The organism is Georhizobium profundi, from assembly GCF_003952725.1.
Classification (GTDB): Bacteria; Pseudomonadota; Alphaproteobacteria; order Rhizobiales; family Rhizobiaceae; genus Georhizobium; species Georhizobium profundi.
Genome location: NZ_CP032509.1, coordinates 2,858,224 through 2,883,583 on the forward strand (window position 1 = coordinate 2,858,224; position 25,360 = coordinate 2,883,583).

Sequence of the window (25,360 nt, forward strand, 5' to 3'; positions counted from 1 at the left end):
AGACGCGCGCCATTGACGCCCCCTCGCCCGCTTCATACCTATAGATATATAGTTACAGGAATTTCTGCTGCCTCTCGCGCTGCCCTGTCGACGGAGTGATCATGACCATCCAAGATATCCAGAAAGTGACATTGTCGGAGGCTGCCGCCCGGCGTGTCGCGGAAATCGTTGCGGCCGAGCCGTCCAAGACGGCTCTGCGCGTCTCGGTGGAAGGTGGCGGCTGCTCGGGCTTTTCCTACAAGTTCGATCTGGTGGACGACCAGCAGGACGACGACCTGGTTCTTGGCGGCGAGAGCGGCAAAGTGCTGATCGATTCCATGTCACTCGTCTACATGGCCGGCTCGGAGATCGATTTTGTCGATGATCTGATGGGCCAGAGCTTCCAGATCCGCAATCCGAACGCGATCGCGTCCTGTGGCTGCGGCACCAGCTTCTCGATCTGAACGGCTGAGGCACCGGTTTCAGCCGCCGGCGCTTGTCGGCTATTCGCCTGGGCTGCTCGCGCGGCGCTTCGTCCTCGGCGCAATGATCTCAGCGGGATTGCTCGTGATCATCGGCACGGAACTGCGCCATGCCTTGACGGACGAGCCACATGATCTATCCCTGCTCGCATTCGGCGTCAGCCTCGTTCTCCTTCCCGTGGTGACAGCCGCCATTTCTTCGATCGTCGCCTCGCGGCGCCTTTCCACCCGAGCGAGATCATCGGCATGAAAATCGTCACCTGGAACATCAATGGAATCAAGGCGCGGCTCGACAATCTTCTCACCTGGCTGAAGGAGACGGATGCGGACGTGATCTGCCTTCAGGAGATCAAATCCGTCGACGAGAACTTTCCGAGACTGGAGATCGAGACGCTCGGCTTCCATGTGGAGACACACGGCCAGAAGGGCTTCAACGGTGTGGCCATCCTGTCGCGCACTTCACCCGATGAGGTGCTTCGCGGACTTCCGGGTGACGACGAGGACGACCACGCGCGTTTCATGGAAGCGGTCTTTTCCACCGCCTCCGGCGTCGTGCGGGTCGCTTGCATCTATTTGCCCAACGGAAATCCGATCGACACGCCGAAATTTCCTTACAAGCTCGCCTGGATGAAACGGCTTCACATCTGGCTGGAGGGGCGGCTCGCGCTCGAGGAGCCAATCGTGATCGCCGGCGACTACAACGTCATTCCGGAGCCCTACGACTGCTACAATGCGGATGCATGGCTCGGCGATGCTCTTTTCCAGCCTGAGACGCGCAACGCCTACCGCATGCTCGAAAACCTCGGCATGACCGACGCAATTCGCGCGGTCAGCGATGCGCCGGGCCTCTACACCTTCTGGGACTACCAGGCAGGCGCATGGCAAAAGAACAACGGCATCCGCATCGACCATCTGCTGCTGTCGCCGGAAGCGGCGTCAAAGCTCGTATCCGCCGACATCGACCGGCAGGTGCGTAGCTGGGAAAAGCCATCGGACCACGTGCCCGCAGCGGCCGTTCTGGCGTTCTGAACACCTGTAGCTCGGCGACATTGCTTGTCGGGCAAACCCGGCGCATCCTGTGGATGGGAGCGCGGGAGGTGTCGCAATGCAAACGCTGGGACGAGTTCTTCTACTATCGGCACTGATGGCAACCGGATCAGCCGCGCAGGAGCCATCACGGGAATGGCCCAGCCAAAGCGCCATGGGCGAGGTCCAGGACCGCGGCGACGACCCTGCGATGGGCCGTGGCGGGCGATGCCGGCATCAGGGTGAGCGTGTGGCTCAGGGCGGCACGATTTGCCTGGAGGTCAATGGAGAGCGCTACAACGCGCTGTGCGGCATGGAGCTCAACAACACGTCGTGGCTGCGCCAGCCCGGCTCGTGCTGATCGGGAGCAACTGAGCGGCTACTGCCTTGCGATGAGATCCTGAGCCAGTGCGATCGCAGTGCGACGGTCGTTTTCGTCTGCGATCGAAAACGCCTGCTCCTGCAACGTGCGGATCCAGATCTTTTCGGCGTCGCCTGCCCGTTCCAAGCCGCTCGTCATGTAAGCCAGGCCACGGACGACCTGCCCTTCGGTGAAGAGCTGATGGCCCAAAAGCGCTGTAGCGCCCGCGTGCCCCGTCTGAGCCGCTCGGTTCAGCCATTTCTTCGCCTGGTGGACATCGTCGTCGCCGCCCAAGCCGTCCATCATCAGCCGAGCGAGCTCGAACTGCGCGTCGGCGAGGCCGAATGCCGAAGCAGCGTGGAAATAGAGCTGGCGGGCCTGCACCATATCGACGGCCACCGGGCTGCCCGGAATGCCGCGCTTGTAGTAGCCGGCAAGGGACATGAGGGCGTTGACGAAGTAGCCGAGATCTTCCGACCCCGGCTCGACGCCCTGCCTTGCGATCTCGTTATAGATCTTGAAGGCTTCGTAGTCGTTTTCTTCCACGCCATCGCCATAGGCGTACATGTTGGCGAGCGCCCAACGGGCACCGGGATGGCCCTTTTCGGCCGCATAGCGATACGCTTCGACGGCGTCGTCCTTGTCGCCGTTCTTGTAGGCGGAAAAGCCGAAGCGGAAGAGATCGAACGGACCGGATTCGCGCGTCACGCCGGCATCGGGGTCGAAAGCGCGCGACGGGGTCGCCGCGATGCAGACCGTCGCCACGCTCGCGACAAAACCCATCAACCGACAAAGGCGCGACCGACGCAGCATGGTGTCAAATATCCGCATAGCAGTGTTTTTCTTTTGCGCCGCCGGGATGGGTCACAGCGCCATAGCGCGCCGATCCGACCGTCTGCGCGTATTTCCAGAGCACGCCCGAGGCGTAGTCCGTTTCCCGAGGGCTCCAATCCGCAGCGCGGGCCTTCAGTTCTTCGTCCGTCAGCTGGACGTTCAGCGTGCCGGCGACCGCATCGATCTCGATGATGTCGCCATCGCGCAGCAGGCCGATCGGACCACCTTCGGCCGCTTCAGGTCCGACATGGCCGATGCAGAAACCGCGGGTCGCACCCGAGAAACGGCCATCGGTGATAAGCGCGACCTTGTCACCCATGCCCTGACCATAGATCGCCGCGGTCGTTGCCAGCATCTCGCGCATGCCGGGGCCGCCTTTCGGGCCCTCGTAGCGAATGACGATCACGTCGCCTTCGTTATAGGCGCGCTGGCCGACGGCCTCGAAGCAGGCCTCCTCGCTGTCGAAGCAGCGTGCGGGTCCGGAGAATTTCTGGTTCGTCATGCCGGCAACCTTCACGATCGCGCCTTCCGGCGCGAGGTTGCCCCGTAGCCCCACGACACCGCCCGTTGCCGTAATGGGCTTGTCGGCTGGGCGAACGACATCCTGCTGCTCATTCCAGCGGACATAATCCATGTTTTCGGCGATAGTGCGGCCTGTCACGGTCATGCAATCGCCATGAAGATAGCCGTGCTCGAGCATGGTCTTCATCAAGAGCGGGATACCGCCGGCCTCGAACATGTCCTTGGCCACATAGCGCCCGCCGGGCTTCAGATCGGCGATATAAGGCGTCTTACGGAAGATCTCGGCGACGTCGAAGAGATCGAACTCGATGCCGCATTCATGCGCAATGGCTGGCAGATGCAGTGCGGCGTTGGTGGACCCGCCAGTTGCGGCAACCACGGCTGCAGCATTCTCCAGCGCCTTCTTCGTCACGATGTCGCGCGGACGGATGTTGCGGGCGATGAGTTCCATCACCTTCTCGCCCGAGGCGTAGCAGAAGCGGTCGCGGATTTCGTATGGCGCCGGTGCGCCGCAGCTATAGGGCAGCGCCAGACCGATCGCCTCGGCGACGGTGGCCATCGTGTTGGCCGTGAACTGCGCGCCGCAGGAACCGGCTGAGGGACAGGCGACCTGTTCGATCTCGAGCAGGTCTTCGTCGGACATGGCACCGACTGAGTGCTGGCCCACGGCCTCGAAGACGTCCTGAACGGTGATCTGGCGGCCGCGGAACGAGCCAGGGAGGATCGATCCGCCATAAATGAAGATCGAGGGCACGTTGAGACGGACCATCGCCATCATCATACCGGGCAGCGACTTGTCGCAACCGGCAAGACCGACGATGGCATCGTAACAATGGCCGCGCATGGTCAGCTCGACGCTGTCGGCGATGACGTCGCGGGAAACCAGCGACGCCTTCATGCCCTGGTGGCCCATGGCGATGCCATCGGTGACGGTGATGGTGCAGAATTCTCGCGGGGTACCCCGGGCGGCGGCAACGCCCTTCTTCACAACTTGCGCCTGGCGCATCAGCGAGATGTTGCACGGCGCTGCCTCGTTCCAGCAGCTGGCGACGCCCACGAGCGGCTGGTTGATCTCTTCAGCCGAGAGACCCATGGCGTAAAGATATGACCGGTGCGGAGCCCGCGCCGGACCTACCGTCGTATGACGGCTCGGAAGTTTCGATTTGTCGAACGACTTGACGTCCATGAATGACCCGACCCCGGCACTCTCTCTCGCTCGAACTCCGCGATCATTGCGGTCCCCCTTCGAGCCCCCTCCAACTGCCGCCGGTTTGTGGCGGCACAGGGGCAGATTATGCCCGAGGAATGGTTAGCAAACTTGTCTGCCCACGACTGTGACCAAAGCGCCACATTGCAACAAAGTGAGAGTAGCGGCGCGCAATAGACTTAGAGCAAAGCACAAAAAAACCCGGCGCATGCGCCGGGTTTCGCAGTCAACACTTGAAGGTCGTATCAGAACCGGATGCGGGCGCCGGCCTGGATCGCACCAACGAAATCATTGCCGAAATCGTAGGCGACATCGTCGTCGATGGACGATCCGGAGGTCAGCACGCCCAGCGCGCCGCCGAAGCGCAGTTCCACCATCTCGCTTGGCGTGTAGGACAGGCCGCCGGACACCGTCCAAGTGTCCGTCTGGGTGCCGAGCGTCGTTGCCGTGCCACGATCCCAGGTGAGCGACGCAGCACCGCTGATCGTCTCGGAGAACTTGTGACCTATGCCGGCCGACACCGTCCAGCCATCCTGGTAGAGCAGCTCAAGCGAGGTCGCCTGCGTCGGGCCACCCGCGGTGCAGGGGACAGCGCTGAAAGCGGTGGGGCAGAACGGCAGCGTCTGAAGAACGCTCCAGTCGACCCACTTCACACTACCGAAGGCGAGCCAGCCTGGCGCGATGCCCGATTGTACCTTGAGCTCGACGCTCTGAGGCATGGTGGCCGTGCCGAACACGTCCGTTACGCGACCGAGAAATGGGTTTGCCGGATTGATGGCACCGGGGACCTGACGCAGATCGAGCGTGCCGGTGACGTCGCCGAGATCGACTTCGGAGTTGTAGACGAGGCTCGCGCGAAGGGCGATCTCAGGCATCTCATAGGCGGCGCCGACGCGATAGCCCCAGCCATTGCCTTCGAGATCCAGACGACCGACGCCGCTGCCGGCACCAGGTGCGAGCAGAGGAACCGGAGCGACGAGACGCTCCTTGAAGCCTTCGACTTCCTGGTAGTAGCCACCGCCGATGATGCGGAACTGGCCGGGACCGACCGCGAAGCGATAGGAACAGGTAAAGTCGGCGCTGTGGCTGTCGATCTTGGTCTCGATGTTCGAGTTCGCGCCAACCCAGTCAGCACCCGGGTTCGAGTGGGCACCCCATGGCTGGGAGTACTGCACGAGGCAGTCTGCCGCTTCGGCGAAACCGGCCTTGAAGCCGACGCGCGGGACGGCATAGCTTTCGGTGTCACGAACGCCGCTGCTCCGACCGCCACCGATGCCGTTCGAGCCAACGCCGTTGGCCGGATTGATGTCGCGGACGTTTTCGAGATCGCGCTTCGGCATGACGTAGGTCACGCTGGCGTCGGCTGCGTAGTCGCTCGGATCGAACAGGAGATCGATGTTGTAGCCGCCGCGTTCCAGGCCGCCGGCGAAAGCCTGGCTGGCTGACAATGCGACGCCAAGAGCCGTCGAAATAAGTAGTGCACGCTTCATGGTAACCCCTCCCCGATCAGTCTAGTCAAACGAGCGTGCTGGAATGGGTACTTGTTCGCGGCGGAATGGCAATATGTACGATTTGGGCGATTTCTTCTAAGCGCACACACGCGGTTCAAAAGCGCTCGCTTTTCGCGCTCCATTGGGTGATCGCGACGGGATTTCAACCGGATTGAGGCACGAACGGCCCGATTTGAGACAAATTTCGGCCTTGCACCGCGATTTGTTGCTGTTGCGCAACATTCCGCCGCAAAGCAATCCATCCGTCGTTCCTGACGTGATCTGCCCTTACGTAAGGTCCTGCAAGAAGCGGATGCCGCCGGTTCCCGGCAACGGTCCCGAGTGATTCACATTGAATGAACCAGGCCATCCAGGCCAATGGGCAGAGCGGTGCAGTGATCACGCTCTGCGACGTGGAGGCGCGGTTCCTTGCGGTCCGCGCCTTCCGAATCCTCAGTCGGCCGCTGCGATCCGCTCGCGGGCCGCGACCAGCCCGGCACGCTGGGCTTCGAGTTCGGCAAGCTTCTCGCGCTCGGCTTCGACCACTTCGGGCTTGGCATTGGCAACGAACTTCTCGTTCGACAGCTTGCCGCCGATCTTGGCGAGATCCGCATCGACCTTGCCGATCGCCTTGTCGAGGCGGGCCTTTTCAGCCTCCACGTCGATCAACTGGCCGAGCGGCAGGCAATAGGTCGCTTCACCCACGACAATCTGGGCGGCACCGCGAGGTGGGGCCTCTGCGTGATCGATCGACGTGGCACGCGCCAGACGGCCGATGGCGTCGCGCTGACGTTCCAGCCGCGAAACGGTGTCGGCGGAGGCACCGACTACGACGAGCGGCGCCGTTGCCGAAGGCGGAACGTTCATCTCGGAACGAGCCGATCGGATGCCGGTGACGAGATCGACCAGCCAGTTGAGTTCGCCGGCTGCCGCTTCGTCGGCGAAGTCCGGATTCGGCCATTCGGCGTGGCACAAAAGCGTTGCACGGCCCTCGCCCGTGGCCGTTACCCGCCACAGCTCTTCCGTCATGAACGGCATGAACGGGTGCAGCAGGCGGTAGATGGAATCGAGCACGAAGCCGGCACAGGCGCGCGCCTCGGCCTGTTCGTCCGCGCTGCCGGCCATGAAGACAGGCTTCAGAAGCTCCAGATACCAATCGCAAACCTGGTTCCAGACGAACCGGTAGGCGCTCGCGGCGGCTTCGTTGAAGCGGTATTCTTCCATCGCGCGCGTCATCTCACGCGCGGTCCGGGTGAGTTCGGTCAGGATCCAGCGATTGACCGGAAGCTTTGCCGATTCCGGATCAAAATCCCCGCCATGAATGGCGCCGTTCATTTCGGCAAAGCGGGTGGCATTCCAGAGCTTGGTGCCGAAGTTCCGGTAGCCGGCGATACGGGCCGGATCGAGTTTCACATCGCGGCCCTGAGCCGCCATGATCGCCAGCGTGAAGCGCAGCGCGTCGGCGCCATATTCGTCGATGAGTTCGAGCGGATCGATGACGTTGCCCTTCGACTTCGACATCTTCGCGCCGTTCTTGTCGCGAACGAGCGCATGGACATAGACCGTGTGGAACGGCTCTTCGTCCATGAAATGCAGACCCATCATCATCATGCGGGCGACCCAGAAGAAGATGATGTCGAACCCGGTGACGAGGACGTCGGTCTGGTAATAGGTGTCGAGTTCCTTCGTCTTGTCGGGCCAGCCGAGCGTGGAGAACGGCCACAGCGCGGAGGAGAACCACGTGTCGAGCACGTCCTCGTCGCGAGTCAAGATCTCGCCGGGCTTGTAGGTTTCAAGCTTCTCCTCGATCCAGGCCTTCCACGGGCCTTCATGCGAAATGTAGTGCTGGATGGCGGCGTGGAGCGCCTCTTCTTCCGTCTTTTCGACGAAAACGGTGCCATCAGGCCCATACCAGGCCGGGATCTGGTGACCCCACCACAGCTGGCGCGAGATGCACCAGGGCTGGATGTTTTCCATCCATTCGAAATAGGTCTTTTCCCAGTTCTTCGGAACGAACTTGGTGCGGCCTTCGCGGACAGAGGCAATGGCGGGCTTTGCCAATGTCGCGGCATCGGCAAACCACTGGTCGGTGAGCATCGGCTCGATGACGACGCCGGAGCGATCGCCGAAGGGCTGCATGATCATCTTGGTCTCGACCAAGGGCACGGTGTTGCCCTCGACATCGGTCGTCATGACCGCAAGGCCTTCCGCTTTGATCGCCTGAACGATCTTTTCACGCGCAGCGTAGCGATCGAGACCTCGGTATTCGTCGGGAACGAGATTGATCTCGTCGATGGCCGCTTCGTCAGGCAGTTCGCCCGAACGGACGATTGCAGCAGCCTGAGCGGCGCAGGTCGCGTAGTCCTCGCCGTCGGTGCGCAGCGAAGCCGTCAGGTCCATGAGGCGGTAGAGCGGGATGTCGTTGCGCTTGGCGACAGCGTAGTCGTTGAAGTCGTGCGCACCGGTGATCTTGACTGCACCGGAACCGAAATCCTTGTCGGGATACTCGTCGGTGATGATCGGGATCAGGCGGCGGTGCTCTTTGGGCCCGACGGGAATTTCGCAAAGCTTTCCGACGATCGGCGCGTAACGTTCATCCGATGGATGAACAGCGACGGCACCGTCGCCGAGCATCGTTTCCGGGCGCGTTGTCGCGATTGCGATATAATCGCGGGTCTCGCTGAGCACGACGTTTCCGTCGGCATCGCGCTCGACATATTCGTAGGTTTCTCCGCCGGCCAGCGGATACTTGAAGTGCCACATGTGGCCTTCGACTTCGCGATTCTCGACTTCTAGATCCGAAATCGCAGTTTCGAATTTCGGGTCCCAATTGACCAGCCGCTTGCCGCGATAGATCAGGCCTTCCTTGTAGAGCGTGACGAACACTTCCAGGACTGCCTTGGACAGGCCCTCGTCCATGGTGAACCGTTCGCGCGAGAAATCCGCCGATGCGCCGAGGCGCTTCAGCTGGTTCATGATCATCCCGCCGGACTCGTCCTTCCACTGCCAGACGCGGTCGACGAACGCGTCGCGGCCCATGGCGCGGCGGTTCGGCTCCTGGCGCTCGGCCAGCTGGCGCTCGACGACCATCTGCGTGGCGATGCCCGCATGGTCCATGCCCGGCTGCCACAGCACGTTTTTCCCGCGCATGCGCTCGAAACGGATCAGCGCATCCTGAAGCGTGTTGTTGAGCGCATGGCCCATATGGAGCGAGCCGGTGACGTTCGGCGGCGGGATGACGATGGTGTAGGGATCCGCCCCTTCCTTGGCACCGGCACCGGCGCGGAAGGCATCGGCCTCTTCCCAACGCTTGGAAATTTCAGGCTCGATCGCCCGTGCATCATAGGTTTTTTCAAGCATCAACGCGGCTTTCGGGGAGAACTGGTGGTGCGGTGTAAACCGGATGGCCAACGCCGAGTCAACCAAATGCGCAACCGAGCGAGGCTCTACAGGCCTGCCCGCTTGCAGATGCAGTTTGCGATGTCAGTTGGCGTTCGAGGCGGCGTCGGGAGTTAGCGCCGACCACCCCTCGCGACGCGCTCGATCTCTTCGCGCACGAGGCGCTCCACGAGCGTCGGCAGATTATCGTCGAGCCAGTCCTTGAGCATCGGACGCAGCATGTCCTCCGCGATGTCGTCGAAAGACCGCATCTGGCCGCGCACGACCGCTTCGTTCAGATCTTCGAAGGCCGCTGCGACCTTGGCGCCGGCAGCGCTCGAGATGAGCTCGCCGCCCTTCTGCTCCGTGGATGTGCGCGTGTCGTGCGCCTTTTCTGCAGCATGCTCGTGCAGGTGAAGAACGGAGGCAGACTGCTCGATCGCGTCGAGGTCCGGCCAGTCGCTTCCATCGGCCGGCTCTTCGAAATCATCCTCATCGGCCAAGCGGTTCCAGTGGTCGTTCGAGACATCGTCCTCGGCGACGTCCAGCTCTTCGCTGTCGAAGCGCTCGAGGCCATCCGCCGTCATGGCCCTTGCGACCTCTTCCTCCACGGCAGGCGCTGCGGCGGCCGGTGTCGGTTGCGCATCCGGCGCCGACCGAAGACGCGCGGCAACATCGGCAAGCGAAATGGTTCGGGCCGCCGCAGCCGATTGTGCAGCCTGGGGCTGGGAGTGATTGTCGGCTTGGATGTTCTGAGGCTGCGCCGCAGCAGGCACCTCGCGCACGGCAGCGAGTTGGGGCCGGCTATCGCCGCGGTCCGGCGACGCCGCATCGTTGGTCTCGATGATCCGGCGGATGGAGGCCAGAATTTCCTCCATGGAAGGCTCTCGCGCCGCGCTCGTCTGTACCATCGTTGCCCTCTTACCGCCGCCTGCCGGGCCTGATGGGCCCGATTCGTTCGGTTTGATCATAAGCGATTGATGCGACGAAAAGAATCCCCGGTGACCGTGGGCCACCGGGGATGCACAACTTTGTCTGAGAAGAAACTTCGAGACTGAAGCGTGGACTAGCGTCCGTCGATGGTCCGCAGGCCGTACCACTTGTCTTGGACAGCCTCGTAATGCACTTCCGGACGATATTCGGCTACCTGGAGGCCAAGGCGACCGACAAGCAGCCGGCCGGTGGTGGACAGCACCGAATAGCTGGCCACGATGGCATCGCGCTCGGCCTGAGCCAGTGTTTCGCGCGCAGTAAGCACGTCCTGCTGCGCATTTAGCACGTCGAGCGTGGTGCGCTGTCCAACATCGCGTTCTTCGATGACGCCCGAGAGAGCGAGGTCGGAGGCGTTCAGCTGGGCGCGGTTCGCGGCGATCGCCGCGCGGGAGGCCTCGAGCTGGGTCCAGGACGTGACGATCGCCTGACGAAGCTGGTTGCGGGCAACATCGACATTGATGCGCGCCTGGCCGAGCAGTTCCTTGCTCTGGCGCACCTGGGCCGACGTCAAGCCGCCCTGGTAGATCGGCACCGAGAGCGTTGCGCCGATCGTCGCCTGCGTATCGCCGCTCTGAAGATCCTGGCCGACCGATCCGCTTAGATTGACGCCAGGGAGGAGCGCGCCTTCGGCCTGCTTGACCGAGAAGTCGGCAGCGTTCATCTGAAATTGAGCGGACTTGACCAGCGGGTGTTCGGCAAGACCGGATGTAACCGCCGTATCGAGCGAGGGCGGCAGCAGGCCGCCAGAGGCAGGAGCGGGCGTCATGGAGGCAGGCGGTGCCGCGCCGACGATCTGCACGTAGACGGCTTCGGACGAGCTCACCTGCGCCCGCGCAGCCACCAGGCCGGCTTCCGCTGCAGCGAGCGAGGCCTGCGCCTGACTGACATCGGTGCGGGTGCCTTCACCCACATCGAAACGCGCCTGGGCAGCATTCAGCTGCTCGTTGAGGAATTCGAGGTTCTGGCGACGGATTTGAACGATCTGGCGGTCACGCACGACGTTCATGAATGCCTGCGCCGCCGACAGCAGGATATCCTGCTCGGTGCTGCGAAGCCCTTCCTGGCCCGCGAACACATCCGACTGCGCGCCGAGAACGGCATTGCGCGTCTGGAAACCGTCAAAAAGGGTCTGCGAAACGGACAGTCCGAGTGCCGCATCGGTGCCATCGCCAAAACTGGACGAGGTCTCGGTGGCCGACACATCGAGTTGCGCGGCGATGCGGGGGCGATATCCCGACCGGGCAATCGCGACGCCCTCGTCGGTCGCCCTGAGGCCGGCACGGGCCGCGTTCAGATCAGGATTGTTCTCGTAGGCCTTGGCCATGGCGCCGAGGATCGTTTCGGCCATGGAGATCGTAGGGGAGAAGGCCATGATAGACGCAAGCGCGAATGTCGAAAGCCATTTGCGGTAACGCGCCATGACGAACTCCTTAGTCAAAATACATCGCGATCACGATGATGAATCGTGTCCGTTCGACGCTTATCGCGCCGCCGTCTATTAGAGACAAGTACACAGGCAAGCTTACGCCAAGTATGCGGCGGCGCGTTGCCGGATCGCAACAGCGCCATTCAACCGATCAAAACACGAATTCAGGCGCCTTGGAGAAACCGGGCAGCGGCTTCACGGCCGAGTTGAAGACGGTCCGCTGCGCCGTAAATTCGCCTTCGCGTATATAGAGTTTGGCGCGCGCGGCGTTGCCCGTTCCCTCGACCACGACGAGCCGACCACCATCGCGCAACTGAGTCAAAATCGCCTGAGGAAAAACCTCCACGGCGCCGGAAAAGATGATGGCGTCGTAAGGCGCTTCGTCCTGATAACCGGCTGCTAGGTCACCCTGCACGACCGCAACATTGTCGAAGCCAAGCTCGGCGAGCTTCGCGCTGGCTTCCTCGGCAAGTTCAGGATCCGATTCCAGTGCGACGACCGAACCGGCAAGACGCGATAGGATCGCAGCGCCGTAGCCGGTCGCACATCCGATCTCCAGGACGACGTCGTTCGGCGTGATTTCCGCAAGCTGAACGAGACGGGCGTGCTGGCCGGCCTCCATCATGAAGCGATCGGGCGCACCGTCCTTGCCTTCCTTTACGAGCAGATCGTCATCGATATAGGCAAGCTGCACGAACTTGGCCGGCACGAAAGCCTCGCGCGGCACCTCCGAGAAGGCCGCAAGCACCGCATGTTGCGTGACATCCATGGTGCGGATTTGGCAGTCGACCATCTTGGCACGAGCCTGAGCGTAATCGATCGTCATCGGACTGGAAAACTCCTGCATATCCCCGTCGGCACCGCTGCAAGCGCTGCCCGTCGCTTCGATAAACCGTCGCTGCGCGAATGGCAAAGACAAAGAACCGCCCTCGCCTGTACACGCACAAGCGCTGCATTCGGCAGGACTGCTCTTGCTGGGATCGAAAGATTGGAGGCCTCGCCCGGAATCGAACCGGGATACAAGGATTTGCAGTCCTCTGCGTAACCACTCCGCCACGAGGCCTCGTATCGGCAAGCGCTGCCGACGGCTGAGGGCATTAGAATGAATTCCCCCACAGTTCAAGCAGGGCGTACGGCAATGGTGCGTTTTTTGGCTGCCACCGCGAATTCCATCGCAGGCGCACACGCTGCGTCCGTCATGGTGCCGAGAAGAAACGGGGGATCCACTGGCCGCAAGCACCAACGGACACGTCTTTGCCCAGCTTTGCAGGTCGACTGGGGCTTCAGTGAGTCGCGATTCGTCGTCTCGCGAGCCCCTGCCGTGAAGGACAGTCTCGGCATCGCTTCGCCGGACGACCAGGTCCGAGCGCCGTGCCGATTTGGAACAGGCCACCAGCCTCGCTCCAGCTTCGCACAGGCAAGCTCGGTTAACGGTTGGTTAACCAACGCACGCCTATCGATTGGCAATGGATTTTTAACGTAGATGACCAAAGTGCTAACCGACACCCGTCCCATCAGGCTCAAAGGCCGTTCCTTTCTGGCGCTCGTCCTGTCGCCGGAACTGCCTTTGGACGGCTGGCTTGCCCGCCTGGACGACCTTGCGCACCGCTCGGCGGGTTTCTTTCTCGGTCGCCCGGTTGTGCTGGATGTCGAGGATCTCGACGTCGACAAGCACGAACTGAAATCGCTGATCGACGCGCTTTCCGAGCGCAATGTACGGGTCATGGGCATCGAGGGCGCGCGTCCGTCTCAACTGACGAGCGGCATGCCACCGGCAATGCGCGGCGGACGCCCTGCTCCCGATTTCGACGAGCCGGAAGCCGATACCGCGGCGCCGGAAAAATCCGCGGCGAGCAGCAAGCCGCAGCCGGTCAGCGCGCCGCAAGTCATGCGTGCCATGCCGTCGATCATCATTCACGAGCCGGTGCGCTCGGGCCAGTCGGTGATCTTCCCGGAAGGCGACGTGACCATCATCGGATCGGTCGCCTCCGGCGCGGAAGTCGTCGCGGGTGGTTCGATCCACGTCTACGGAACACTGCGCGGCCGTGCGCTTGCCGGTTCGATCGGCAATGCATCGGCGCGCATCTTCTGCCGCAAGCTCGAAGCCGAGCTTCTGGCAATCGACGGTTTGTACAAGACAGCGGAAGACATGCAGCCTGGATTGCGTGGCGAGGCCGTTCAGCTCTGGCTGGAAGGCGACGCGATCATGGCAGAAAAACTCATTTGAGCCGGGGGCGGCCAGGACAGGAGAGAGATATGGCTAAAGTTATCGTGGTGACATCGGGCAAAGGCGGGGTCGGCAAGACGACTTCGACCGCCGCGCTCGGCGCAGCACTTGCGCAAAGGAATGAGAAGACCGTCGTCGTCGATTTCGACGTCGGCCTGCGCAACCTCGATCTGGTGATGGGCGCCGAGCGACGCGTCGTCTATGACCTGATCAACGTGATCCAGGGCGATGCGAAGCTGTCGCAGGCACTCATCCGCGACAAGCGCCTGGATACCCTTCACCTGCTGCCTGCCTCGCAGACGCGCGACAAGGACAATCTCACGTCCGAGGGCGTGGAGAAGGTCATGGCCGAGCTTCGTCAGCAGTTCGACTGGATCATCTGCGACAGCCCCGCAGGCATCGAACGTGGCGCGACGCTCGCCATGCGTCATGCCGACATCGCCGTCGTCGTCACCAATCCGGAAGTGTCGTCGGTGCGCGATTCGGATCGCATCATCGGCCTTCTCGACGCCAAGACGGCGAAAGCCGAACGCGGCGAGCGGGTCGAGAAACATCTGCTTCTCACGCGTTACGATGCGGTTCGCGCCGAGCGTGGCGACATGCTGAAGGTCGACGATGTTCTGGAGATTCTCTCTATCCCGCTTCTCGGCATCATTCCCGAAAGCATGGATGTGCTTCGTGCCTCCAACATCGGTTCGCCGGTGACGCTTGCCGAAGGCCGTGGTGCTGCCGCTATTGCCTATCACGATGCGGCTCGTCGTCTTGCCGGCGAACAGGTGGCGATGACCATCCCGGGCGAAAAGCGCGGGCTGTTCGAGAAGATTTTCGGAAGGAGGGCCGCATGAGCCTCTTCAGCTTCTTCAATCGACAAACGACCTCGGCGCCGAAAGCGCGCGAGCGTCTGCAGGTCCTCCTGGCCCATGAGCGCACCACGGTCGGCCATTCCGATCTGGTGGCGGTCCTTCGCGAGGAAATCCTGGCGGTGATCGCGAAGCACGTACAGGTCGATCGCGACAAGGTTCTCGTGAAGATGGACCGGGGCGACTCGGTCTCGACGCTCGAGGTGGACATCGAAATACCGCTGTCGGCTGGCGTTCGCGCTGCCTGACGACCTGGCCGGTGCAAATGCCGGCATCGAAAGCTCCGGTGGCTGATCTCGGCCGCCGGCTCCAGACGATAAGGAGACCCAACATGACACGAGTGGCCCTTCTCGAACGTTTGAAAGAGCTTCAGCGGCTGCCGAAGTTTCAAAACCGTGACATCCGTACGATCAGCGCCTGCCTGACCATGGATGCACTCATCGAACATGTGCGCGTATGCGAAGAAGTGGCCGGCGTGCATGAGCGAGTGGTCAGCCAGGCCGGCTGACCATCGCGATCGTCGATCTGACGTTTCGAGCCAGCGAATGCCTTCAAGCAGCGCTGGTCAGTCGTCCATGGTCGGCAGAATCTGGTCGGCGATGTCGCTCGCTTGATCACCGAGCGCCGACAACGAGGCGAGGATGCCGCTCCCGTCAAACTGCTCCATGAAAGCAGCGATCGCCTGCCGTCCGCCCAGCCGGATGATGTTCACGTGGTTTGCAGTCGGCACGATGACAGCCGTCGCAAACTGATCGTTTGCAGATGCCAGCATGGTCGCAAACCTAGCCGGCGTCACCGGATCCTGTTCACCGGCAACGATCAGAACCGGAACCTTGAGTTCCGCAAGCCGCGCAACATTGTCGAACTTGGTGCGCACCACCCAATTCGGCACGCGGGCAACCTGCTGGCGAACAGCTTCCGGAAAACTGGTCATCGGCGCTTCCAGGATCAGCGCGCGGGGCTCGATCTGCACCGCCGCGTTGGTAGCGATCCCCGAACCCATCGAGTAGCCGTAGAGCACGAAGCCGTCCCGGGCGAGGCCCGCCTGCTCCGCCTGATCGAGCATCGCGGCAGCATCGCGATACATGTTGCCCTCGCGCGGCCGGCCCGGATTGCCGCCATACCCCCTGTATCCCGCGAGAATCAGGCCGTAGCCTTCCTCCGCGAGCTCATAGAGATGCCGCGGCTTTCGAACCAGGTCGCCTTCCCGGCCGGCGAAGTAGACGATGGTGGGTTTGCCCGGGACGGCAGGCAGATACCAGGCGCGGATCGTCAGGCCGTCATGGGTCTCGTAATCGAGCGGCTGGACGGCAAGCCGGCTGTCGAGTTCCAGCAAGTTGAAGAGCGTCCGCTGGCGAAAAAGGATGTGCTCGGGAATGGTCGTGGCGACGCCGAACGTCGCGGCCAACAGCGTGGAAGCCAATACAAGCCCGATTGCCATCTTGCGCATCATCCCCGTGCCGGAGCGGTCGGTCGAAACAGTCATTGGGAAGTGCGCGTGCCCTTGCTGGAGGCGTCATCTTTCGATTCGTTCACCCCACATCAAGCAGCGCGATTTGGCTGGAACGTGGCAATGGCGTTCATCACCAACGACGCTTTGGCGCACGCCAACACGCTCAATGCTCGGGATGGTCCTGACCAGCTGGCGCCTTGGGCTTCCGGCCCCAGCGCCGGCCGTAGTAGACCGAGCCCGACCGGCGCCAGCGGCGCACGAAGGCAAAATCCTGCGACAGGACCAACAGGCCGAGCGGCAGCATCCAGATGCCGAGAATCGGCAGGAAGCTAAAGATCCCTCCGAAAATCAGGGCAATACCGAGCGCTATGCGTGCACCACGCGATTGCGGCAGGCTGATCCGGCGCCCGAGGATGTGGATCGTGCGAGTCACGGGATCGAACCGGAAACGGCTTTCGGATGCCATTTTGCTTTCAGGATTGGTTTCGGACACGGCTGGCAACGCCACCTCGCAACGGTCGCCCCCAGGCGCCTCGGTGTTGAGAAGTGGGCACTCTGCGATGAATGTGCAAGACGGAGCACTTTTTTCTGGAAACGGCTTTGCAAGTGGGAAAGGCATTTGTTATAGGCTCGCCAACTCGACGAAAAGACGAGTTTTTTCCCCGGTAGCTCAGTGGTAGAGCACTCGACTGTTAATCGATCGGTCGCTGGTTCGAATCCGGCCCGGGGAGCCAATCACGTCAAAGGCCGCTTGCCATCCGTTTCACGGGGCAGCGGCCTTTTTCATGTGCAGCCCTCCTTGCTTTGTCTCTGAAACCTTTGATCCATTCCGTTCGTATCGACGTAACGACACCAACACGGGGATGGTCCGATCTCCCCTTCTGACGTTTCAGACAGAAAAGCGTTTTCATGGCACCTAAAGCGCGGGAGAAGGATGGTGGCGCGACGGATGGAGCGCATGCCGGCGGACCTGTTGTGGTGTGGTTCCGCAACGATCTGCGCGTCAAAGACAATCTCGCTCTCTCCAAGGCCGTGGACAGTGATGCGCCGGTCATTGCACTCTTCATTCTGGACGAAACGGCTCGAGCGCCGCGCAAGCTCGGTGGCGCCCGCCGCTGGTGGCTGCATCACTCGCTGGTCGCGCTGGAGGCATCTCTCGCCGCGCTGAACATCCCCTTGATCCTGAAAAGCGGCGAGTCGGAAAAGCTCGTGCGCGCCGTCGTCGACGAATCGAAAGCAGACAGCGTCTTCTGGAACCGCCGCTACGACCCTCCGGGCATTGCGATCGACACGGAACTCAAGGCTGCCCTGAAGGATGACGGCATCCACGTGGAGAGCTTCGACGGGCAGCTCCTGCACGAACCGTCCAAAACGACGACGGGCAGCGGTGGTCATTACAAGGTCTACACGCCGTTCTGGCGCGCGCTGGATGCCGGAACGCCGCCGCGCGATCCGATCGGCGCACCGCGCAAGGTCACAAATAACGCCAAGGATCTTTCGTCAGACAAGCTCGACGATTGGAAGCTGTTGCCGACCAAGCCCGACTGGTCGGGGGGAATCGCGGACAGCTGGACGCCGGGTGAAGCCGGCGCATGGAAATGCCTGGACGATTTTATCGCAGGTCCCTTCGATGCCTACGCCGAGGGGCGCGACCTGCCCGACCGTGCCGGAACGTCACGCATGTCGCCGCACCTCGCCTTCGGCGAAATCACACCCTATCAGATCTGGGCCGAGACGAGCCGCCGCCCGAAGGAAGTGGCAAGCGAGGATCGCACCACCTATCGCAAGGAAATCGTCTGGCGCGAGTTTTCCTACCACCTGCTCTTTCACAAGCCGGATCTTGCCGAAGCGAACTACAATGCCGCCTTCGACGCGATGCCGTGGCGGCAGGACAAGGATGCGCTTCGCGCCTGGCAGCGCGGGATGACGGGTTATCCGATCGTGGATGCAGGAATGCGTCAGCTTTGGCAGACCGGCTGGATGCACAATCGGGTCCGGATGATCGTGGCATCGTTCCTGACCAAGCATCTCCTGATCGACTGGCGCATTGGCGAGGACTGGTTCTGGGATACGCTCGTCGATGCCGACCCGGCTTCGAACGCGGCGCAATGGCAGTGGGTCGCCGGATCCGGCGCCGACGCTTCCCCTTATTTTCGCATCTTCAACCCAATGCTCCAGGGCTCGAAATTCGATCAAAAGGGCGACTATGTGCGCCGCTTCGTGCCGGAACTGGCCAAGCTGTCAGACAAGTACATCCAGACGCCCTGGGAAGCGCCGACCGAGGTATTGAGCCGCGCGGGTATCACGCTTGGCAAGGATTACCCGCGCCCGATCGTGGACCATCAGAAAGCGCGCCAGCGCGCTCTCGACGCCTACAAGAAACTCAAGGAAGCAGCATGACCGTTCACTTGCCTCATCCGGAACGCGGCGCCGTCCCGATCGACCGTGAGAACGGCCAGCGCCGCCGGATCGCCGTGATCGGGTCCGGCATCTCCGGATCGTCCGCTGCCTGGGCATTACACGCCGACAACGACGTTACGCTTTACGAAAAGGAATCGCGTCTCGGCGGACATACGGCCACTGTCGACGTCGACTATGATGGCAAGGCCATCGCCGTCGATACGGGGTTCATTGTCTATAACGAGGTGAACTATCCGAACCTCAAGGCGCTTTTCGAGCATCTCGGCGTCGAGACCCATAAGAGCAATATGAGCTTTTCGCTGTCGCTCGACCACGGCAAGCTGGAATGGAGCGGTGACAGCTTTCGCACGCTCTTTGCTCAGAAGCGGAATTTCTTTCGCCCGACCTTCCTCGTGATGCTGCGGGAAATCCTGCGCTTCAACAAGATGTGCCTGCGCGATCGCGCCGACGGCCATCTGCGCAACATTTCGATCGGCGATTATCTCAACTGGCGCCGCTTCTCGCCGGGCTTCACCAACAACTACCTGGTGCCTATGGCGGCCGCGATCTGGTCGACGCCGGCCAAGCAGATGATGGAATTCCCGGCGGAGCATTTCGTCAATTTCTTCGACAATCATCGTCTCGTATACAGCCAGCAGCTGCCGTGGCGGACCGTCACGGGTGGATCGCGCACTTATCTCGAGCGCCTGCTCGCTCCACTGAGGGACAAGACGCGCGTGGGCTGCGGTGCCGTCAGTGTCCGGCGCTCCGGTGGCAAGGTCTTCGTTCGCGATTCTGCGGGCCATGAAGACGTTTTCGATGCCATCGTGATCGCGGCGCACTCCGACCAGGCGCTCGCGTTGCTTCAAGATGCGAGCGAAGCAGAGAGACAGGTGCTCAAGGGTATTCCCTATCGGCCAAACCGCGTCGTTCTGCATCGCGATCCGGCTCTTATGCCGAAGCGCCGCAAGGTCTGGGCATCCTGGAATTATCTGCGCTCGTCGGTCGATGGCGGCGAAGGCGACGTGGCCGTCACCTACTGGATGAACCGCCTTCAAGGCATCGATTCCGCCTGCCCGCTCTTCGTGACGCTCAATCCCGATCGCGAACCGGATCCGACAAAGGTCTTCGGCGAGTTCTCCTATGACCACCCACAGTTCGGCGCGGACGCGGTCAAGATCCAGAAGCAGTTGGCTGGGCTTCAGGGGCAGTCCAACACGTGGTTTGCCGGTGCCTGGACGGGCTACGGCTTCCACGAGGACGGCCTGTCTTCGGGGCTTGCGGCGGCCGAAGCGCTGGGCGCGACAATTCCCTGGCGGTCATGGGGAACGGATCCCTCTGTCGACTTTGTCGAAGCTGCGGAATAGGCTTTCGCCATGACCGTGCACGCACCCAATTTCGAGACGAGCCAAGCCTCAGCCGCCATCGCCTTTCCGGCGCCGGCTGCGGCTATCAGTCTCTATGTGGGCGACGTGATGCATCAACGCATGCGCCCGAAGCCGCATCGCTTCACCTACCGCGTCTTCAACATCCTGATCGATCTCGACCGGCTGAACGACGCCGATCGGCAAAGCAAGCTGTTCGGCGTGAACCGTGCCGCCATCACATCCTTTCATGAAAGCGATCACATCGACGGCCCGCATGACAGCGCGCGCAGCTATGTCGATCATCTACTGAGCCAGGCCGGCTTGACCGAGAAGGCCGACCGCGTTCTGCTTGCCTGCTATCCGCGCGTTTTCGGGCGCGTGTTCAATCCGCTCGCTGTCTACTACGCCTACGACCGGTACGATGTATTGAAGGCGCTGATTTATGAAGTGCGCAATACGTTCGGCGAGCGTCACAGCTATGTCTGCGTGTGCAAACCGGGAGACGTGAGCCCCGCCGGTATCCGTCAGGAGCGGAACAAGCGATTTTTCGTATCGCCTTTCATCGACATGGAGATGCGCTACCATTTCCGCATGCTTCCGCCGGCTGAGGCCATGCGGTGGCGCATTCTGGAAACGGACAGCGAAGGTCCTTTTCTCTCCGCAACCTTCGACGGTGAGCGCACCGAATTCACATCGAGAGCGATTCTCGAGTGCCTGCTGCGGGTGCCGTTCCAGACATTGAAGATCGTGGCCGGCATCCATTTCGAGGCGCTTCGGCTCTGGCTGAAAGGCGCCCGCTATCGGTCGCGCGGGCCGGCTCCGGTCGCCGTAAGCTTCGATGATGACGCCGCTTGAACGCAAGGACAGATTGGCTTTTCATCGGCGCATGCTTGTAAGACCGGCTGCCAGCGCCGTGACGATCAAGACTCGAACCCGTTGGGGCAATTTTAAGCCGGTCATGCTTCAAAGAGCCGGCTATCACTGGGACGGACGTGCATGAGTATGGATGCGACATTCTCCAACGATCACTTCGCAGCCGCCGAGCGGCTGACGGCCGACAATGTCGCGGCCTTCATGCGAGGGCTGCCGGCGCGTGCGCAGGTGACGCTGAAGGCGCTGGTCAACATGAACTACGGCGCGCTGAATGTCCGCATGCCCGATGCACGGACCTTTCGTGTGGAGGGCGCAAAGCCCGGACCGGAAGCGACCGTCGTCCTGCACAACTGGAACCTTCCGCAGCGCGCCTTCATGCGCGGCACGATCGGCGTTGGCGAATCCTACATGGACCATGATTGGGACAGCCCCGACGTTACGGCGTTCCTCGAGCTCTTCCTCGTCAACATGGATCTTGGCGAGAAATACGCGACCGGCGGACGCGGCATCCTCCAACTCTTCGACAAGCTGCGCCATTGGCTGAACATCAACACGCGCAGCCAGTCCAAGCGCAACATTGCCGCCCACTACGATCTAGGAAACGCCTTCTACAAGGAATGGCTCGACACGACGATGACCTACTCGTCGGCGCTCTACCAAACCGGCGCGAACGACCTGCAGTCTGCGCAGACCGCCAAATATCGGGCGCTCGCAGAGGCGACGGGCATCGGGCCGAACGACCATGTGCTGGAAATCGGTTGCGGCTGGGGCGGGTTTGCCGAGTTTGCCGCAAGTGAGATCGGGTGCAAGGTCACGGGCCTGACGATCAGCCGCGAGCAACTGGCCTATGCCGAAGAACGCATCCAGAAGGCCGGTCTCTCCGACCGCGCCACGTTCAAATTTCAGGATTACCGCGACGAAACCGGCGTTTACGACCGGATCATCTCCATCGAGATGCTTGAAGCCGTTGGTGAGAAGTTCTGGGCGACCTATTTCGGCAAGCTGCGCGACTGCCTGCGTGAAGGCGGTCGGGCCGGCATCCAGGCAATCACCATCGCGAGCGCGGTATTCCCCATGTATCGCAGCCAGCCGGATTTCATCCAGCGCTACGTCTTCCCAGGCGGCATGCTGCCGACCAACGATCATTTGCGGACATATGGGGACGAGGCAGGTCTCACCATCGTCGGCAACCGGGCCTTTGCAGCCGATTACGCCCGCACGCTGGCCGAATGGCGCGAGCGATTCTGGGCGCGCTGGGAAACGATCCGGCCGCTCGGGTTCGACGAGCGGTTCAAGCGTCTCTGGGAATTCTATCTGTTCTACTGCGAGGCTGGGTTCCGGGCGGAAAATATCAATGTCCGCCAAGTGGTCTATGCACGGTGATCAGCACGTAGAAGCGGCATGAGCCTTCGATCCTCTGCCCCTTCGACGCGCGCATGACTAAGCGCAGCCAGCCTGAACCCTCCAGCGCAGCGCGCACGGCTTCCTATGGCGACCAGGTGCCTGCGCGCATTCTGGCGGCCTATGCGCTGCCGGCGCTTCCCCTCGCGGCCATGACGTTGCCGCTCTATATCCTGCTGCCGACGTTCTACACCGAGACGCTGGGGCTCTCGCTGGCGGGCGTCGGCTTCGCCCTCCTCGTCATGCGGCTGTTCGATGCGGTCAACGATCCGCTGGTCGGGTTCGTGGCGGATCGGTTTCGGCCGCGTTTCGGCCGGCGGCGCACGCTTTTTGCGGCCAGCCTGCCGCTGACGGCACTGTCGGGCTTCATGCTTTTCTGGCCGCCGGTCGACGCCACCACGGGTTACCTGCTTGGCTGGGGCATGATGCTCTCGCTCGGCTACACCGCATCCGTCATTCCCCTGACAGCCTGGGGTGCCGAACTGTCAAGCGGATATCGCGGCAGGTCACGTCTTGCCGGGTGGCGCGAGGGGTTCATTCTGATCGGCACGCTGATTGCGATCGCGGTGCCGTTCACGATCGGCTTCGACACTGCCGAAGGTGTCCATGGGCTCGCGCTTCTCGCCATCGGCATCGCGGTTGCGCTGCCGGTCTTTGGCTTGATCGCCGTTGTCATCGTTCCGGAGCCGAAAGAACATACGAAGCAGCGTGTCGATTTCCGAAAAGGGCTCGGCCATCTGCGCAACAACAAACCCTTTCTGCGCTTGATCTTCGCCTATCTGATCAACGGGCTGGCGAACGGGATTCCGGCAACGCTCTTCCTCTATTTCGTCTCGGAACGGCTTGGTCTGCCCGAGGCACGCGGCCCGTTGCTGTTTCTGTATTTTCTCTCCGGCGTCATCGGGGTGCCGATCGCGCTCAAGATCGCCGACACAATCGGTAAGCACCGGGCCTGGTGCTGGGCGATGCTGATCAATTGCGCGATCTTCGCCGTAGCGCCGATGCTACCGGAAGGGGCACTCTACGGCTTTGGCGCGATGTGCATCGCAACGGGGATTTTTCTCGGCTTTGACCTCACGATTCCCGCGTCTATCCAGGCCGACGTCGTCGATGTCGATACGGCAAGCTCGGGCGAGCAGCGGTCTGGTATCTACTTCGCGGCCTGGAGCCTCGCCACCAAGCTGTCACTGGCGCTTGCCGGCGGGACGATCTTTCCGGCGCTGGCGTTCTTCGGCTTTGATCCGCAGGCGAGCGGCAACAACACCGACACATCTCTGCTCGCGCTTGCCGTCATTTACGCCTGGGTGCCGATCGCACTGAAGCTGATCGCCGTACTTCTGATGTGGAACTTCCCGCTGGACGAGGCCGAGCATGCCAAGCTGCGAGCCTCAATCGATGGCGAAACAAGCAGCTAGGGCGCGTGCTCAGTCGCTTCCGCGGCTTTCCAACGGGCGCTTCGACCATCCCGTCATGCGGTTGATCGCGGCGAAATAGACCGGATACGGAAAGAGCCCGAGAAACTTGAGGGCGTAGGTAAATCGCTTGGGGAACGTGATCTCGAACCCGGGGCGCTTCAGCCCTTCGATGATCCGGTCCACCGCATCGTCCACCTTCATCAGCGCCGGCATCGCAAATTCGTTCTTTTCCGTTGCCGGCGTGTCGACGAATCCAGGGTGAACGACCTGGATGCGGATGTTCATCTTGTCGAGATCGAATTTCAGGCTTTCCGCCATGTTGGTCAGCGCGGCCTTTGTGGCGCCGTAGGCAGCGCTCGTCGGCAGACCACCATATCCCGTGACCGAGGAGACGATGGCGATGTGGCCCCTGCCCGCGCGCTGCATCGCATTCACAGTGGGCACCAGCCCATTTACGACGCCGTTCAGATTGACCGCGAACGTCTTGTGGAAGTCCTCGACCTTCAGTTCGTTGCCATGAACCGGAATGTAGACGCCCGCATTGAAGATCGCGAGTGCGAGCTTGCCGTGCTGGCTGATGATCGAATCGACGATCCGGGCCATGTCGGCTTCATCGGTGACATCACCCGGCATCGGGTGGATGCGCCCCTTCGCGCTGGACGCCTTTGCGGCCAGTTCGTTAAGCTTGTCCTCGCCGCGGGCGGTCGCGACGACCGTGTATCCAGCCTGCGCGAGCTTCAGCGTCAGCGCAGCACCAATCCCGGAGCTTGCGCCCGTGACCCAGACGGCTCCATGGGATGGTTCGGCGAAATAATGGCGCATTGCTTGGCTCCTGCTTGCGTTTCAGAAATGAAAACGCGCCAGCCCGAAATTGGCCGGCGCGGTTTTCGTTCCGCTCGAAACTGGTACGCAGGAAGCCCGTCAGCCGATCAGGTCGCCGATCAATTGACGGAAAGAACCCGTGAGGCGCAGCGGCGCATCCGTGACGGCAAAGCCGATGCAGGGGCCATGGCTCTCGGCAACGGGGCGATGGTCGATATCATCGTCGGCAACGGAGATGTCGCCAGGGCCATAGCGGCCCATGCCATCGGAGAAGGCGCCCTTCAACACGAGAGAGATCTCGCAGCCGTGATGCGTGTGGGCAGGAACGGCACGGCCGGGGCGCAGCCAGAACATGCTGACATGGCAGCCATCGATCTCGCCCATGTCGTATTCCTTGAAGCCCGGCATCTTGGTACGCCACGGCACGTCGGCGATGTCGAAGCCGACGAAATCCCGCAGCGCCAAAGGCATGCCCTCGCTCGGCGCTGTCCGCGGCATATCCGTTGCGAAGTCCATCGGCGTCAGACGAATACTATCCGGCTTCGACTGAAAAATTCGATCCAGAAGGTCGTCGCGCGCAGCAATCGGTGCCGGCGCAAGGCTTTCGAGCGTGTCGCCCGCCATTGCCTCTAGATCGGAGACGAAGGTGCGCGCACCCTCGCGGAGTTCGAGATGCGACTGCACCAGCACCTGTGCAGGCAGCGGAAGCGTGCCTGCAACATAACGCGCCATTAGCGAGTCGATCGTATCAATATGCTCACGAACCATTCGTCGCCCTATTCTGACGCGGCACTTCCACCCAAGCACCGCTTCCAGGATTCTTCAACACCACCACTATCGAGAA

At 61.9% G+C, this 25,360-nt stretch carries 23 protein-coding genes and 2 tRNA genes; 13 read left to right on the top strand and 12 right to left on the bottom strand.

The window, feature by feature from the left end; all coding sequences use genetic code 11:
- The first annotated feature begins 101 nt into the window (after nt 1-101).
- From erpA to D5400_RS13695, 3 genes are all read left to right on the top strand, one after another.
- The gene (gene erpA, locus D5400_RS13685) at nt 102-443 is read left to right on the top strand and encodes an iron-sulfur cluster insertion protein ErpA (RefSeq protein WP_126010523.1); all 342 of its coding nucleotides are present in this window, start codon (nt 102-104) and stop codon (nt 441-443) included.
- A 264-nt stretch (nt 444-707) separates the two neighbouring features.
- Nucleotides 708-1,490, top strand: a complete 783-nt coding sequence (xth, locus tag D5400_RS13690) for an exodeoxyribonuclease III (protein WP_126010524.1) — start codon at nt 708-710, stop codon at nt 1,488-1,490.
- Between the two features lie 76 nt (nt 1,491-1,566).
- Nucleotides 1,567-1,848 (top strand): hypothetical protein, encoded by a 282-nt coding sequence (locus D5400_RS13695; RefSeq protein ID WP_126010525.1) that lies wholly within the window; start codon nt 1,567-1,569, stop codon nt 1,846-1,848.
- 18 nt (nt 1,849-1,866) lie between these two features.
- On the opposite strand, the gene D5400_RS13700 is transcribed toward D5400_RS13695, so the two are convergent.
- The 8 genes from D5400_RS13700 to D5400_RS13735 form a co-directional block, all read right to left on the bottom strand.
- A complete protein-coding gene (locus tag D5400_RS13700; protein ID WP_126010526.1) occupies nt 1,867-2,661 on the bottom strand; it encodes a tetratricopeptide repeat protein in 795 nt (264 codons plus the stop codon).
- Nucleotides 2,662-2,665: 4 nt separating this feature from the next.
- A complete protein-coding gene (gene ilvD / locus D5400_RS13705; protein WP_126010527.1) occupies nt 2,666-4,390 on the bottom strand; it encodes a dihydroxy-acid dehydratase in 1,725 nt (574 codons plus the stop codon).
- A gap of 266 nt (nt 4,391-4,656) precedes the next feature.
- Complete coding sequence (locus D5400_RS13710) at nt 4,657-5,901, bottom strand: OmpP1/FadL family transporter (RefSeq protein WP_126010528.1); 1,245 nt, start codon at nt 5,899-5,901, stop codon at nt 4,657-4,659.
- 453 nt (nt 5,902-6,354) lie between these two features.
- The gene (locus tag D5400_RS13715) at nt 6,355-9,261 is read right to left on the bottom strand and encodes a valine--tRNA ligase (protein WP_126010529.1); all 2,907 of its coding nucleotides are present in this window, start codon (nt 9,259-9,261) and stop codon (nt 6,355-6,357) included.
- A gap of 152 nt (nt 9,262-9,413) precedes the next feature.
- Complete coding sequence (locus D5400_RS13720; protein ID WP_126010530.1) at nt 9,414-10,190, bottom strand: PopZ family protein; 777 nt, start codon at nt 10,188-10,190, stop codon at nt 9,414-9,416.
- 155 nt (nt 10,191-10,345) lie between these two features.
- Entirely contained in the window at nt 10,346-11,692 is a 1,347-nt protein-coding gene (locus tag D5400_RS13725; RefSeq protein WP_126010531.1) for a TolC family outer membrane protein, read from the bottom strand.
- A 157-nt stretch (nt 11,693-11,849) separates the two neighbouring features.
- Nucleotides 11,850-12,524: a protein-L-isoaspartate O-methyltransferase family protein gene (locus tag D5400_RS13730; protein WP_425364881.1), complete on the bottom strand. Its 675-nt coding sequence runs from the start codon at nt 12,522-12,524 to the stop codon at nt 11,850-11,852.
- Nucleotides 12,525-12,687: 163 nt separating this feature from the next.
- Nucleotides 12,688-12,761: transfer RNA gene (locus D5400_RS13735), tRNA-Cys, on the bottom strand.
- A 420-nt stretch (nt 12,762-13,181) separates the two neighbouring features.
- Between D5400_RS13735 and minC the strand changes: the two genes are divergently transcribed.
- The 4 genes from minC (at nt 13,182) to D5400_RS21190 (ending at nt 15,293) form a co-directional block, all read left to right on the top strand.
- Complete coding sequence (gene minC / locus D5400_RS13740; protein ID WP_126010532.1) at nt 13,182-13,925, top strand: septum site-determining protein MinC; 744 nt, start codon at nt 13,182-13,184, stop codon at nt 13,923-13,925.
- 29 nt (nt 13,926-13,954) lie between these two features.
- Nucleotides 13,955-14,770 carry a septum site-determining protein MinD gene (gene minD, locus D5400_RS13745; RefSeq protein ID WP_126010533.1) on the top strand — a complete coding sequence of 272 codons (816 nt, stop codon included), beginning with the start codon at nt 13,955-13,957 and terminating at the stop codon, nt 14,768-14,770.
- Nucleotides 14,767-15,033 (top strand): cell division topological specificity factor MinE, encoded by a 267-nt coding sequence (gene minE / locus D5400_RS13750; RefSeq protein WP_126010534.1) that lies wholly within the window; start codon nt 14,767-14,769, stop codon nt 15,031-15,033. The genes minD and minE overlap by 4 nt, the downstream gene beginning before the upstream one ends.
- 83 nt (nt 15,034-15,116) lie before the next feature.
- Nucleotides 15,117-15,293, top strand: coding sequence for a hypothetical protein (locus D5400_RS21190; RefSeq protein ID WP_164527894.1), 177 nt, complete (start codon nt 15,117-15,119; stop codon nt 15,291-15,293).
- A 57-nt stretch (nt 15,294-15,350) separates the two neighbouring features.
- On the opposite strand, the gene D5400_RS13755 is transcribed toward D5400_RS21190, so the two are convergent.
- Nucleotides 15,351-16,271: an alpha/beta hydrolase gene (locus D5400_RS13755; protein WP_126010535.1), complete on the bottom strand. Its 921-nt coding sequence runs from the start codon at nt 16,269-16,271 to the stop codon at nt 15,351-15,353.
- 130 nt (nt 16,272-16,401) lie between these two features.
- Nucleotides 16,402-16,704: a hypothetical protein gene (locus tag D5400_RS13760; protein ID WP_126010536.1), complete on the bottom strand. Its 303-nt coding sequence runs from the start codon at nt 16,702-16,704 to the stop codon at nt 16,402-16,404.
- A gap of 193 nt (nt 16,705-16,897) precedes the next feature.
- Between D5400_RS13760 and D5400_RS13765 the strand changes: the two genes are divergently transcribed.
- From D5400_RS13765 to D5400_RS13790, 6 genes are all read left to right on the top strand, one after another.
- A tRNA-Asn gene (locus D5400_RS13765) sits at nt 16,898-16,972 on the top strand.
- 175 nt (nt 16,973-17,147) lie between these two features.
- On the top strand, nt 17,148-18,638 hold the full coding sequence (locus D5400_RS13770) for a cryptochrome/photolyase family protein (protein ID WP_126010537.1): 1,491 nt from the start codon (nt 17,148-17,150) through the stop codon (nt 18,636-18,638).
- Complete coding sequence (locus tag D5400_RS13775) at nt 18,635-20,005, top strand: NAD(P)/FAD-dependent oxidoreductase (RefSeq protein ID WP_126010538.1); 1,371 nt, start codon at nt 18,635-18,637, stop codon at nt 20,003-20,005. Before D5400_RS13770 ends, D5400_RS13775 begins: the two co-directional genes overlap by 4 nt.
- Before the next feature lie 9 nt (nt 20,006-20,014).
- On the top strand, nt 20,015-20,860 hold the full coding sequence (locus D5400_RS13780; protein ID WP_126010539.1) for a DUF1365 domain-containing protein: 846 nt from the start codon (nt 20,015-20,017) through the stop codon (nt 20,858-20,860).
- A 147-nt stretch (nt 20,861-21,007) separates the two neighbouring features.
- On the top strand, nt 21,008-22,261 hold the full coding sequence (locus tag D5400_RS13785) for an SAM-dependent methyltransferase (RefSeq protein ID WP_245451560.1): 1,254 nt from the start codon (nt 21,008-21,010) through the stop codon (nt 22,259-22,261).
- Nucleotides 22,262-22,314: 53 nt separating this feature from the next.
- Nucleotides 22,315-23,694 (top strand): MFS transporter, encoded by a 1,380-nt coding sequence (locus D5400_RS13790; RefSeq protein ID WP_126010541.1) that lies wholly within the window; start codon nt 22,315-22,317, stop codon nt 23,692-23,694.
- Between the two features lie 9 nt (nt 23,695-23,703).
- Here the strand turns inward: D5400_RS13790 and D5400_RS13795 are convergent, their stop codons facing one another.
- Together D5400_RS13795 and D5400_RS13800 are read right to left on the bottom strand one after the other, a co-directional pair.
- Nucleotides 23,704-24,516: an SDR family NAD(P)-dependent oxidoreductase gene (locus D5400_RS13795; RefSeq protein WP_126010542.1), complete on the bottom strand. Its 813-nt coding sequence runs from the start codon at nt 24,514-24,516 to the stop codon at nt 23,704-23,706.
- A 99-nt stretch (nt 24,517-24,615) separates the two neighbouring features.
- A complete protein-coding gene (locus D5400_RS13800) occupies nt 24,616-25,284 on the bottom strand; it encodes a ChrR family anti-sigma-E factor (protein WP_126010543.1) in 669 nt (222 codons plus the stop codon).
- Nucleotides 25,285-25,360: the final 76 nt, after the last annotated feature.

Coding starts and splice junctions, on each gene's coding strand:
- D5400_RS13730 (WP_425364881.1), bottom strand. CDS start 12,524: ATGACGATCGATTACGCTCAGGCTCGTGCCAAGATGGTCGACTGCCAA.
- minC (WP_126010532.1), top strand. CDS start 13,182: ATGACCAAAGTGCTAACCGACACCCGTCCCATCAGGCTCAAAGGCCGT.
- ilvD (WP_126010527.1), bottom strand. CDS start 4,390: ATGGACGTCAAGTCGTTCGACAAATCGAAACTTCCGAGCCGTCATACG.
- D5400_RS13800 (WP_126010543.1), bottom strand. CDS start 25,284: ATGGTTCGTGAGCATATTGATACGATCGACTCGCTAATGGCGCGTTAT.
- xth (WP_126010524.1), top strand. CDS start 708: ATGAAAATCGTCACCTGGAACATCAATGGAATCAAGGCGCGGCTCGAC.
- D5400_RS13775 (WP_126010538.1), top strand. CDS start 18,635: ATGACCGTTCACTTGCCTCATCCGGAACGCGGCGCCGTCCCGATCGAC.
- D5400_RS13710 (WP_126010528.1), bottom strand. CDS start 5,901: ATGAAGCGTGCACTACTTATTTCGACGGCTCTTGGCGTCGCATTGTCA.
- D5400_RS13755 (WP_126010535.1), bottom strand. CDS start 16,271: ATGACTGTTTCGACCGACCGCTCCGGCACGGGGATGATGCGCAAGATG.
- erpA (WP_126010523.1), top strand. CDS start 102: ATGACCATCCAAGATATCCAGAAAGTGACATTGTCGGAGGCTGCCGCC.
- D5400_RS13795 (WP_126010542.1), bottom strand. CDS start 24,516: ATGCGCCATTATTTCGCCGAACCATCCCATGGAGCCGTCTGGGTCACG.
- D5400_RS13760 (WP_126010536.1), bottom strand. CDS start 16,704: ATGGCATCCGAAAGCCGTTTCCGGTTCGATCCCGTGACTCGCACGATC.
- D5400_RS13770 (WP_126010537.1), top strand. CDS start 17,148: ATGGCACCTAAAGCGCGGGAGAAGGATGGTGGCGCGACGGATGGAGCG.
- minE (WP_126010534.1), top strand. CDS start 14,767: ATGAGCCTCTTCAGCTTCTTCAATCGACAAACGACCTCGGCGCCGAAA.
- D5400_RS13785 (WP_245451560.1), top strand. CDS start 21,008: ATGGATGCGACATTCTCCAACGATCACTTCGCAGCCGCCGAGCGGCTG.
- D5400_RS13725 (WP_126010531.1), bottom strand. CDS start 11,692: ATGGCGCGTTACCGCAAATGGCTTTCGACATTCGCGCTTGCGTCTATC.
- D5400_RS13695 (WP_126010525.1), top strand. CDS start 1,567: ATGCAAACGCTGGGACGAGTTCTTCTACTATCGGCACTGATGGCAACC.
- D5400_RS13715 (WP_126010529.1), bottom strand. CDS start 9,261: ATGCTTGAAAAAACCTATGATGCACGGGCGATCGAGCCTGAAATTTCC.
- minD (WP_126010533.1), top strand. CDS start 13,955: ATGGCTAAAGTTATCGTGGTGACATCGGGCAAAGGCGGGGTCGGCAAG.
- D5400_RS21190 (WP_164527894.1), top strand. CDS start 15,117: ATGACACGAGTGGCCCTTCTCGAACGTTTGAAAGAGCTTCAGCGGCTG.
- D5400_RS13700 (WP_126010526.1), bottom strand. CDS start 2,661: ATGCTGCGTCGGTCGCGCCTTTGTCGGTTGATGGGTTTTGTCGCGAGC.
- D5400_RS13720 (WP_126010530.1), bottom strand. CDS start 10,190: ATGGTACAGACGAGCGCGGCGCGAGAGCCTTCCATGGAGGAAATTCTG.
- D5400_RS13790 (WP_126010541.1), top strand. CDS start 22,315: ATGACTAAGCGCAGCCAGCCTGAACCCTCCAGCGCAGCGCGCACGGCT.
- D5400_RS13780 (WP_126010539.1), top strand. CDS start 20,015: ATGACCGTGCACGCACCCAATTTCGAGACGAGCCAAGCCTCAGCCGCC.